Source organism: Candidatus Margulisiibacteriota bacterium (assembly GCA_028706105.1).
Classification (GTDB): Bacteria; Margulisbacteria; Riflemargulisbacteria; order GWF2-35-9; family DYQY01; genus DYQY01.
The window spans coordinates 16,714-29,525 of the sequence record JAQWCF010000014.1; the positions used below are offsets into that span (position 1 = coordinate 16,714).

Here is a 12,812-nt window from a genome sequence, read left to right on the forward strand (position 1 = left end):
AAAAAATTTTATTATCCTTTCCTAACTGAGAATTTTTGAATTCCTATAAATGTTTCCTCAGGTTTTAGCTTTACCATTGGCCAAACCAACTCAGCTTCCAAATAATTATCATTTTTATATACTTCAATATTACATTGGTGTGGAAATTCTGTCTTCTGCTGTTTTTTCGTTAGGATTATTTCTTTCTCTAAAACTAAATTACCTATGTTGCAAATAAGCTTATTGTCCTTAGCAATTCCTCCCACTTTAAAGTCCAAACTTTTTTGAGGTATTATCATATATTTATCTTTCTCTATGAAGAGGTTACCTGTTGTAGCCAACTTCCCTACTGTTATTTCTTCGGGATAACTGAAAATTTTCAATTCAGGAACAGTAAAGATGACCGACAAGTCGTCAAGTGATAGTTGTGAAATATTCCACAAACCCCACTCTGCTACAGTTGCTGATTGATTAAAAAAAGAGTTTTCTACAATTAAATCATTCTCTTGAAAATAAATAGTCCTACCCAAAACAAGACCATTCCACTCAGCTGATTTTATCTCTATCTTTTGTTCAGAAGCTAAAAAATCCCAAGCTAAACTATCAAACTCTTTTACGGGAGGCCAACCTCCCCACTTTTGCTGTGGAGCTAACCAGAGAAAGTCTCCGCCATAATTAGTCCAGCTGGTGCTAGAAAGTTTTTTTGGAACATATAAGAGAGGTACATCCTTATAATATAACTGCTGGATTCTGCCTCCATGAGCAGGATTAACCAAAACCTTAAAGTTGTTTTTGGTTAAAGAAATTGGTCTCACTTTTTAGAGTTTTTTTCTTCTTTTTCTTGTTTTCGTTTATATAAATAATAAGTTACAGCTGCAACTATTATAAGAAGAATAAGATATTTCCAAGGAAAACCAAATCCCTTCTGTAAAGATGAATACATTTTAGGATTAAAATCAATCAAAGAAATTATTAAAAATTTTCTTGTTTTATTCTTAGCATCGTATTCAATGGCAGCGCTATCTTTTACCTTCACGTAATCAAGTGTCATTGGGCTATACACAGTACCTAAATCTATCATCCCCCTATAGCGACCAGAACTGTTTGTAGTCTCCATTAACCTAACCTTAGCTGGATAATAACTACCTCCAGTTGGATAAACTAATAACGTAGCATCAAACAGATCTAATTTTTTCGGATCAGCATCTTTGCCTATAAGCTCTACATATAGCTTCCTAAACTGAATATGATCATCCTTCCCTATTTCAACTAAATAACCAGGATCATGATAGAGTTTTATTGAGTTAACTAATGTTGGTCTGCTTTTACCAACACGATAATTCTTATTCTTTAAATATATTTTATTAATCTTGACGGACTTATCTACTTTTCCATTACTATCCAGTAAAAACTGAATATTTCTTACCCTCAAAAAATCAAAATCATCAGAAACATCTACATATTGTTGTTGATTACTGTTCCAACCCTTCCACCATGCTCTATCTCTTATTTTGTCTTTTTGAACAAGTTTCATCTCTACATCAGAACCAAAACCTTTGGCAGCAGACCACTCATAAATCCCCGCACCCTTTTCAGCATCCCAAGGAGAATAGCCATTAAGTACCGCCTTGTTACCTGATTGATCCTCAATATCTACCCTTAATTCACCCGGATTATTATCTAATTGCATTTCCACAATTAAATCCTCTTTGTCAGACCAATCCGACTGACGTCCTTTTAGTCCCCAAGCACCAAAATAAGGATAGGCATCACCTCTAAATCTTTTATAAACATTCAGTTGCTTTTCTGTTTTGCCAGCAACACTCAACATATAAGATTTATCAGACTCTTTTGCTCCTGAAACCCACCAAGTAACTGGGTGCTTGTCTGTAATGCTTCCATCAGAAAAATCATCAATTATATGGAAAAGATCAAACAAGCCGATTTCAAACTCAACGCTCTCCGTCTGTTCAACAGGAGGGACTATTTTAATTTTACTTCCCCAGGCAGCACCAAGAATGTCTTCATCTTTATATGTATTTAATCCTGTATTAAATGCCCCTCGATAAATACCAGTATTAGCTGCAGTTTCTTCTAAAACAATAAAAATTGTTTTGACTTCAACTACCTCGTCATTACTGAACAACTCCACATTAATTTTGTCTCGACTGTTTTTATCGCCATCTTTTCCTTTGATTTCCACATAAACTTTCTGTGTTGTAATAAGATCCTTAACTTCGTATTGATAATCTTCATCTTTGTACAATTTAATGTAATCAATATTTTTAGGGTTGGTTCTGCCAATATGCTTGTTCCCTCTAATCAAATACATATCATCAATTTCCACTATTGAATCTGCTTTTTCGCCCCCACCAATACTCAATTCCAAATTCAAAATATCATCTAGTTTAAACTTTCTTGTAACATCCACATAGTCTTCTAATGTTGTGTCGTAAGATTTCCAGAACCTTCGATCTTTGATTGGTCTAACGTCTATAGATCTCTCTGAAACAGCTCGCCCTGAAGGATAGTTTGATCTCCAACGATACCAGCCAGGACCTTTATTGTAATCATAAGGATTATATGAGTTTAAAATCGCAGTTTGTCTGTTTTGGTCCTCAATATCAACTTGAATATCACCAATATCGCCAGGTAAATATATTAAAAAAACAAATTCTGTCTTGTCATTCCATTTTTTCAAATCACCACTTAAGCCCCATTTACCAAAATAGGGGTAATCCTTACTAAAATACGTTTTTTCAACTTTAAGAGAGTTTGGAGCTGAAACAAATCTTTTATTAGAAATCATTAAATCATATGACTTTGTACGACCATAATCCTTAACAATAAAAGGTATAGTATACGCTTTATTCCAATCATTTGGACCAACCGAAGTTAGCTGGGGATATCTTTTGCCATCAATAAAATGATCAAACTGAACAAAAGTACCATCTACCGTAAAGTCGATACCATCTTCAGCAAACTTTTCAAAAGTAGAAAAATTAATATGTTTAGGCGTCTCCTGAACTATAGAATCTCCTAGCTCAAGATTGTATCTATTAATAATATTAATATTCCCATCGCTCTTGAGTGATCCTGAAAATTTGTGTGTTGTTTGGTCAGAAGACCAACGCAAAAACCAAGTTTGGTTTTCCTTCCAAAGGAAATAACCAAGTTTCTGTCCAGCAGGATAAATAGGTCTACCATCAGTTGGATCGATACTATCAACCCACCAAGAATCTGGTCTTATTCCAGCGGCAATATCATCAAAATTGTCTAAAAGAATCTTTAAATCAAACTCTCCTACTTTTAACTGTTTATAAAATCCTTTTCTAACATCAGAATATACTTTTACTGTATTACCAGCGCTTGCACCAATAATTTTATGTGCAAAATCAGAATAAACACCTACTTTTAAATGTCCTCGATAAATACCTGTATTAATATCCGTTTCCATAACTTCTAAGTCCATATCTTCACAACCAAAATGTCTGTCGGTTGTTTCAATCTTTATCTTAAATCTATCGATGGTATCTTTTGAGCTATCTTTGCCTTTTACTTGAATAAAAATATTATCTTTGTTCAAAATAGAATTATTGGCTATAGGCTTTTGAAAATCTTTATCTTCATAAAACTCTATATCCGTAATTGACCTCGGTTTATTGAACCCATAATAATAATTTTCTTTCTTTAAGGTTAGATTATCAATAATTAGCTCGGAATTATCTTTGTTTCCGCCGTTAATACAAAACATAACATTTTTAATATTAGTCAAATCTATTTCACTTGTGCGGTCAATGTTTCTTCCCTGATCAAAAGACCAACCCTTCCACCAATTTCGATAACGAATAGAGAATGGCTGTAACAAATTAGCATTAACGTCCACTCCTAATAAATTATTTGATTTCCACTTGTACCAACCAGCACCCTTTTCTTTACTCCAAGGGTTATATCCATTTAAAATCACAACCGTTCCATCCTCATCCTGAATATCAACTCGGATAGTTCCGATATCTTTTTTAAGATAAACGTCAAACTCAAACTCATCATACTGAGTCCAATCTTTGTGAGCTTCGTTAAAGATAACTGCCCCTAAATAAGGATAACTTTTACCAATGTAACTCTTGTTTATTTTTAACGCATAATTAGAATTATAAGCGATGTTTTTACTCATATTGTATTTATAAGTTCCTGTTTCGCCATAATTCCTTAAAACAAGAGGTGCACCAAAAGAACTAAGAGCATCAACACCTATTTTAAAAGCTTCTAAATCATAGCTACCATTTCTTTTGATATCAAAAACCACATATTCCCCATCTGCAACAAAGTCGATACCATCAAGACCATTGTATTCAGTAAAACTAAAATCAATTGAACGTTCCAATTTTTTAAATTGATCAGTGTTTTCAGTATCAGACTTATCTGCATATGTAATCTTTCCGTCTGTAAGGATCATTCCATGATAAATTTCTTTACTAACACCTGCCAGAAAACGAACATGCCATTTGGTGTCTTTCCAAATGTATATCCCAGCATCCTTACCAACAGTAAATGCTGGCTTCCCAGAACTTGGGAAAATAGAATCTGTCCACCAGGCTAAGGGGTTAGCATCGTCATATGCTCCATTCTCAAAATCCTCAAGAATAGTTGGAATAACGAGTTTACCAATTTTATAAGTCTTATTAATTTTCGGTTGATGGACTACTATTAATTTAATTTCTTTGCCAACGGAAGCCGCAATAACTTTACCGGCAGCACTACTCTCCAAACCAATGCTAAATTTGCCAGTATAAATTCCTGTATTTTTATTTGTTTCTGCAACTTTAACAATAATTGGAGACGCTCCATCTTGGTTAGATTCAACTCTAATATAAAAGAAATCTCGACGATTTGGGTTTTTGTCTTTACCAACCGCTTTCACATAAACGGTATCCACCATTATTGGTTGATCAGTTACTTTATAATTGAAGTCAGGATCTAAATATAAATCAAAATCCGTAACTTGAGGCTTGGTATTATCATGAACATAAAAATTCTTAATTAATCCTGCAAAATGAGCTAAACCAAACCACGCCCATGTACTACTAAAGTAATCCATCTGAGCATTCCATTCTGAGTGGTCAAAAACAGTCCAATAGCCACCTTTTTTGCTCTTACAATACCAACCATCGGACTCGTTATAGGGAGTTCCTATTTCTGCACGTGAGTCTACTTTATCAGCTGGCACATGTTTTGCTAAATTTTTAGCCGTTTCAAAGGCGAGTTGATCGTCTGGTATAACGTATTGTCTTTTACTAAAACCATCAGCTTCAGGAGTTATTAGTGGGTTTAATAATTTTTCAATCATTGCAAAAGTTTTGGGACTAGGTTCAACTAAATACGAAGCCCAAAAATATGATAAATATGCACCGTACTGAGCACAATTGGCTCTTGAGCTGGAAGCATCTAAGACATAGTTTTCATAAGGATCTGGTTCATAGTTGGATTCATAAAGGGTATAAGCTCCATCATGCCAAAAAACTGAGGCAATTTTTTTTGATTCATCATAATTTGCTGTTTTATTCCAATCACCTTTACGGTCATTCATTCTAAAGTTTAAAAAATTATACGGACCATACAAGCTATTTTTTCTTAAATACTCACTTGCCCTATCATCACTATACCAATCATAATCAACAGCTATGCGCCAAAGTCCCCTAAAAGCATCCGTGCCAAACTCTGGCTCTCTTCTGCTCTGACCATCTCTTAAATTGCCATCCTTATCAACGTTCACCCAATCTGGCAACAAATTGGCTCTTGGCCAACGTTGTCTCTTGTTGGGGTCTTGATTATTACTTTTGCCTGTTTTATCAACCCAATCTTTCAGAGGCATTATTGATGATTCTTTGAAGACACGATAAGAAGAATCAACAAGATCTAACCAATTATGTTCTGGATCGAAATCATCAAATATTCTATAAGTAAAAGGGGAAAGATATCCAGTTTCGATATCCTTTATATTATCTCCACCAGCCAAGTATCTAAACCCATTATTAACAAAAGTTTCTTTGTCCCAAATGTCTTTAACAATGGCTCTAGCATTCTGTTCGTAATCTAAGTACTTGTCTCCCTTTTTACTTCCCCATAATTTATGAGCCATTATTAAACTTAAAGTAATATCTTCATCAGCATCAGAAGCAGCGTCATAACCATCACGCCATGGTTCGTTTGGATTATTTTCTTTTGATGGTGCCTGCCATCTATAATAAATAATACCACCCTCTTTTACTCCGTCACCATTTCTATCGGCAATGGTTGGAGCCCATCGCCAGGCGAATAAGTTATCTTTATCAAGCCCTAGCTGTTCCATGGTTCTCCAACCATTACTAGGATGATTTAAATCTTTCCAATAATATACATAATCTAATTGACTATGTTGAAGATTATCTTTAGTCCATTTCCAAACTTTATCATAGGTTTTCTTGTCTTTCATGAAAATAGCCCTAAGCATCGCATAAGAAGAAGATTCACTAACAACTAACAGTTCAAAGGGTTTAGCAGGATTTGACCAGTCTATATCAGCAATCCCATCATTATCTACATCACCAGAATCCATAAACGCATAAGGTATACCATCATCACCAATCATTTTTGGATGAGTAAACTTACCAGACCACCAATCAGCATCAAAGTTTTCATGATTCACATAATGATCCCAAACTGATTGCAAGATAGGAATCGAACGCTTTTGATAGTCTGCTATTAATACGTCAAAGTTTCGTTTTCCTTGGCATCCACGAAGTAATAAAAATAAAATAAATAAAATAATACAAGTTCCCAAAAAATAAAATAATTTTTTATTAGGTTTTTTGGCATTATTGTTTTGTTTAATAAGCATATCCCTATATTATGCACAGCAACAGGCTTATAGTCAATTTGGTCTTTTAAGTTAGCCTTTTACTGCTCCCGCAGTAAGGCCTTTGACTATATGTTTTTGCAATAAGAAAAAGAGAATTAATACTGGTAGAGTTGCAACAGTTGCAGCAGCCATCATTAAGTCATATCTGTTCTGATAATTACCAACAAAAAGCCTTATTCCTATTGGGATTGTTAGGGTATTTGAATCTGTAAGAATCCAAGCAAACATAAGTTCATCCCAAGCCTGTAAAAATACATATATCCCTGTTGCGACAATGCCTGGAATTGCTAAAGGCAACGTAATTTTATAAAAAACTTGAAATGCATTACAACCATCTACCCTAGCGGATTCTTCAAGCTCAATAGGAATAGAAGCAAAAAAACTTCTTAATATCCAAATAGAAAAAGGCACGAAAAAAGCGGTATAAATAAAAGTAAGCCCTGCATGCGTACCCTGTATTGAAATACCTGACACATCACTAATCCACTTAAACATAATAAAGATAGGAATCAAATACATAATTTGAGGAATCATCTGTGTAGCTAAGATAGAAACGCCGAAACCTTTATTCCCGGGAAAATTGAACCTAACCAAGGCATAAGAAGCCAATGTTGCCAAAATCATAGCAAAAAGCATGGTAAATCCAGAAATAATGATACTATTTTTTAAATATAAACCAAAATCAATATTCTTCCAAAGGTCTGCATAATTTTCAACCATAACTAATCTGTGTCCCAATGGCAATTGAAGTGAGTCATATGGTTTTGCACTCAAGTCATTGATGAAAGATACTCTCCCATAGGATGACCCAATAATAAACTCATCACCATTGGCAATTATTCTTGTGGCTTCACTACTACTATAATCAGATGCAGGATCAACGGTCTCTCCGTCTTTTAATTCTCTAACCAATTTCTGTGAATCAGAATAAACTTGACCAGTATAAATATTAGCAACTCTTAACCCAGTTGGACTAACAATATATGCTTTACTATCTTTTATCACAATATCTTCAAATAAAGTAATGCCAAAATCTTTCCTGTCTACAACTAATTCTTTCTCTTCATCAATCACGTAAAGTCCATTTTGAACTAACAATAAAACTTGATTGCCATTAATCTGCTTAACTCGTTGAATACCAGCCGGAAAATAATCATCACCTAAGCTAATTCTCTTGCTTTCTGTAAAAGAGGTCTTATCTAAAACCAATAGATACTTATTTGTACCAATATATAATTTTTCTCCTAAAATTTGCAATGAACGAATAAAGCTATCATGATCGGTTTCTAGTCTCACTGTCTTTATCAAAGACAGGTCTTTCTTATTATAAATAAACAATCTATTTAGTCCTTTTAACTCCAAAGTAAAAACTACAACATCATCATAAGCAACAATGGACGTGTTCCCTAAACGATTCGTATCAACTCCTGTCACGGGATTTTTAGCTTTAGCTCGAATATCAAAAGATCTTCTATCTACTTTTAAAAGACCTTTAGTCGAATTCGCTATATAAATATGATCTTTGTCTAAAAAATAATTCACATCTCTACCTGTAATTTTAAACTTATCCAGTGCTTTCTTTGTATCAATATCATACTTTGCAACTCCACCATCTTGGGAAAAAACATAAAAATCTTTTCCTACTATTTCCATTCCGATAACATCTGTCCTAGCTCTACTAAACCCAACCTTACCGCTGAGGATGTCATTATTATTTTTAAAAGAAGAAAACATCATCCAAAAAATAGGAAAAGAATTAAGTATTAAAAACACAAACATTAAGCCAAGAAAAAAGTTTCTTAAGATCTTTTCTTTTTGATAATAGTTAATAATAGCCACTAAAAAATCTCCTCTGTTTTCTTATAATATTTGTACCAAAAATTAACAACTATAATCATCACAAAAAGTAATAATACAGAAGTAGCAGCACCAGCACCAAAGTCCCATCTCATAAATGAATTTCTAAAAATATTAGTCATCATTAAGTCGCCCCATTTGCCTGGGAACCCTGCTCCATTACCAAACATCATAATTACAATATTAAAAGAATAAGTATTATAAATTATTCCAAATAGCACTAATATCATCCAAACAGGACTCAACATTGGCCAAGTGATTTTCCAAAAAGTTTTCCATTTGCCTGCTCCATCTATCTTCGCAGCATCATATAAAGACTGAGGGACATTTTGTATCCCCGCAAGTAGCATCAACATGGAAAATGGCCAGAATCTCCAAATTGTTGGAATGATAATTGCCCATATAGAGTTTACACCAACTAGCCAAAAAGGTTTTTGTGCTAATAAATGTAACCAATCTACTAAAATAATATTAATAATTCCAATGCTCTGTTGGAACATAAATCCCCACAATATACCAGTAACATAAGTTGGAACGATCCAAGAAAACATAAACAACGTTCTTACCAACCCTCGCCCCTTAAACTCATTACTGAGCATTAACGCCACAATCATACCAACAGCTGTTTGACCAATCGTAACTAAAAATGAATAGATTATTGTGTTTCTAACAGCATCATAGATTCCTATCCTCATTGGACTTGAAGGGTTAAACATTACATCATAAAAATTACCAAAACCAATGAAAGGAGCACCTAAATATTGGTTTAAAGTAAAATTATTTAATTTCAAAAAAGACATATATAATCCCTGAGCTATTGGAAATAGATGCATTAAAATCATGGCTATTACTGTTGGTAATATAAAATAATAAGCTATTTTATATTTATGATAATAGTATTTTACTTTTGCTTTACGTTCCTGATAATACTGTTTTACTTTTTCAGTAAAACTCATGCATTTAATTTCTGTCATCTTCTAAAAGCCTATCTGTTCATCAATAGAACTTTATCAACTTCTATTGTAGCCTTTTTTAAAACATCTTCATAAATAACATCATATGAAAACTTATCTTTATTACTAAGGACATGTTCCCACATAATACCAAATCTTCGATTTAAAGGTTGCTCAATCTGTGCCCATTCAGGAATACAAGGATATGCACGGCCATACTTTACTGCTTCTCTGTAAACTGCTCTTCTAGAGTCTTGCGTGAAATATGGATCATCAAAAGCTTCTATAGCAGAAGGAAGAAATCCACTGCGCTTTGAATATTCAACTTGAGCCTTCTTCCCTACTAAATATTTAATTACTTCCCATGCTTCATCTTTATTTTTTGAGTTCTTAAAAATTGATAGGTTGCTACCACCAACAAAAGTAACTTTTCCTTTTGGTCCTTCAGGATAAGGTGCAATATCAAATCTCTTTGCTACATAAGTATTTGCAGCTCCACCTTGTTCTTCAGGAGTAACAAGAGCTCTTAGCTCGTTTGAACCTGTAAAAATTATTGCATACTCACCATTATTAAAAGCATTCTCTACCTGCGAAGTGTTTTGCTCCAAACAAGATTCTGGAACATATCCCTTAATAACTAAATTTACTAAGAAAGAAAGACCGTTGGCTGCTTCTTTGGAATAAAGAGCACATTCTTTATTGTTTTCTTTCAGAAAATCTCCACCTGCCATCCAAATCCAAGGCGCTAAGTTATGAACAACGTTCCAGTCATTTTTACCAGTAATGCCCAGAGGATAAACTCTTTTACCATCTATTGTGAGATTAGCTTTATGAATTTTATCTAAAGTCTTCTGAAATGACTCCCAAGTTGCTAAATCGTTTTTACTAAGACCTAGTCTGTTAAAGACGTCTGTTCTGTAGTACATAGCTCTAGCATCAACGAACCAAGGAATAGAAGTAACAACATTGCTGCCATCAATACCAGAGTATCTCCAAGAGGAAGGAAGAAAATAAGATGCTCCACCTAAATCATTAACTTTGGTTGTAAGGTCAGCTAACGCACCCATACCAGTAACAGCTCCAACCCAAGTAGTTCCAAGCTGTAAAATATCTGGACCTTCTCCTGACATAGTAGCAATTGTAATCCTCTGCCATGCGGAGCCCCAATCTAAAGAGGTAAGCTGAACTTTGATATCAGGGTTAGCTTTATGAAAATCTTCTAAAATATCAGCTAAATCGTTAACTGGCTCTAAGGAATTTGGCATTACCCACATAGAAATAATCGTCTGACCATCTTTTTGTTCTTTATCACCACAACCTGTAATCAAAAAAGTAAAAGAAATTAATAAAATAGAAATAACAATAGACGAAAAAAGTTTATTCATAATGGTACCACCTTTAAGTTTTTTTCAGGTGTCATGATAGCATTGGCGTTAGTGGCTGTCAATTTTAATGATTACGTTTTTATAAATATAAACAGCTAAAATTATTGGTACTTTTGACTTGAAAATTAAACCTAATCTTGATCGACAAAAATATCCTCTGTAATCACTGAACCTTGTGAAATATTAAACAAGTTTTTTGTATGATTTATAATTTTAATAAAACCTTTAATTTCAACATTAGCACCAAAAGAAACTGAACCAACAATCTCTAGTCTATTGCACAACTTTAAAGAAGGAACACCTTCTGGACAAAGCTCATACAAATCTTGAACAGTGCTATATTGACTACTCAAGATAATGACTGGCTTTTCCCTCCCGTTTTTTAATAATAGCGATCCCTTATCGTTATAATAAACGGCATCTGACAGCAACAACATCAAATCACTAACTTTCTTGGTTGGGAAAAACCTCTTATTAGTGTCTATTCTTATTGCACAAGCACTAGGGAAGTATCTGATTGCTGAACCCATTGCTGTCTCTAACTGATAAACTTTTACAATATCCTCTGCTGTGGCTGAGGAAGAAGAATTATTATTTTTAATGTTTACTATTAAATCTAAAGGCATAATTGAATTATTTTTGTCTAGAATATCCTTTAAGGCCTCTAGTTTTATCCATATATTATTAGTATTAAAATCCGTCCATAATTCTAAGTCTTCAAAATTATTTTTCACCTCATCCTCAGAACAATTTGCAAGCTCTCTTAACACCAAATTGCCCTTTAAATCTTCAGCCAAGTGACCACCTTTTTTGTCAGATTCCGTGCGTCTAGCAGTTTCCATAACAAAAGGAACATCATTTTCTATCATAAACCCTAAAATCAACGAATCTATTGTTGCAGCTAAGTTGTCAGCATTGGAAACAAACAAGTACTTGATTCCAGATAAAAGCATTGACTCTAAAATTCCCGATGAATACAAAACAGTATACACGTCTCCATGACCAGGAGGGCTCCAATTATATTGATCATTTGTATGACTTGCAGGCATTAGTGTATCAGTTTTTAATTTAGGATACTTGTTTTGTAAAATATCTAAACCTATACCCTCATTTTTGAACTCAGGGTAATTATCTCTAATATACTCTAAAGTGTCTTTTTGAGTACTAAAACTATTCATGAATATCAAGGGAATATTAATACCCGTGTCTTTCCTGAGAGACTCAATCTGAGTAATTATTAAATCAATATAGGTCTTTCCATCTTCGGTTACAGGCAAAAGCGACTTTGCTTTATGCAAGCCCATGCTCGTACCAAGCCCACCATTCAGTTTTAAAACAGCAACCTTGCCTAAATTTGCTTCTCCAAGTTTGTGAGTATTATCCTTTAGTTTAATATCCTCATATAGAAAAACTTTTTTTTCAGACACCTTCCTGATGTCATCATCTAGTTTCAATAAACCTCTGTACCCACTTGATATCTTAGTTAAAAGACTCAAAAAATAATTGATACTTGGTTGATTACAGCCAGCAAGTTCCATTTTTTTTCTTGATTCTTTGTGCGTTTTTGATAATTTTAAACTAGCAATCATATTATACTTATAACAAGAAAAGGAAACTACCTCAACCCTCACGAACCTCATCAGTCGGATATAAACTTACCTTTGTCAATAAACTCTTCATCGCATCACCTGAGATAAGACATCATGTGCCCATCTCTGGTCTGTTGTCTAAGCTTGTCTA

At 33.9% G+C, this 12,812-nt stretch carries 6 protein-coding genes; all 6 read right to left on the minus strand.

What is annotated here, in order from left to right; translation table 11 throughout:
• Positions 1-11 precede the first annotated feature (11 nt).
• Complete coding sequence (locus PHF25_02565; GenBank protein MDD4526903.1) at positions 12-794, minus strand: hypothetical protein; 783 nt, start codon at positions 792-794, stop codon at positions 12-14.
• Positions 791-6,856 carry a glycosyl hydrolase family 8 gene (locus PHF25_02570; protein MDD4526904.1) on the minus strand — a complete coding sequence of 2,022 codons (6,066 nt, stop codon included), beginning with the start codon at positions 6,854-6,856 and terminating at the stop codon, positions 791-793. Before PHF25_02570 ends, PHF25_02565 begins: the two co-directional genes overlap by 4 nt.
• 51 nt (positions 6,857-6,907) lie before the next feature.
• Positions 6,908-8,716: a carbohydrate ABC transporter permease gene (locus PHF25_02575; GenBank protein ID MDD4526905.1), complete on the minus strand. Its 1,809-nt coding sequence runs from the start codon at positions 8,714-8,716 to the stop codon at positions 6,908-6,910.
• Positions 8,716-9,708, minus strand: a complete 993-nt coding sequence (locus PHF25_02580) for a sugar ABC transporter permease (protein ID MDD4526906.1) — start codon at positions 9,706-9,708, stop codon at positions 8,716-8,718. Before PHF25_02580 ends, PHF25_02575 begins: the two co-directional genes overlap by 1 nt.
• An 11-nt stretch (positions 9,709-9,719) precedes the next feature.
• Positions 9,720-11,072: a sugar ABC transporter substrate-binding protein gene (locus PHF25_02585; GenBank protein MDD4526907.1), complete on the minus strand. Its 1,353-nt coding sequence runs from the start codon at positions 11,070-11,072 to the stop codon at positions 9,720-9,722.
• Between the two features lie 131 nt (positions 11,073-11,203).
• Positions 11,204-12,661: a UTP--glucose-1-phosphate uridylyltransferase gene (locus PHF25_02590; GenBank protein ID MDD4526908.1), complete on the minus strand. Its 1,458-nt coding sequence runs from the start codon at positions 12,659-12,661 to the stop codon at positions 11,204-11,206.
• Positions 12,662-12,812: the final 151 nt, after the last annotated feature.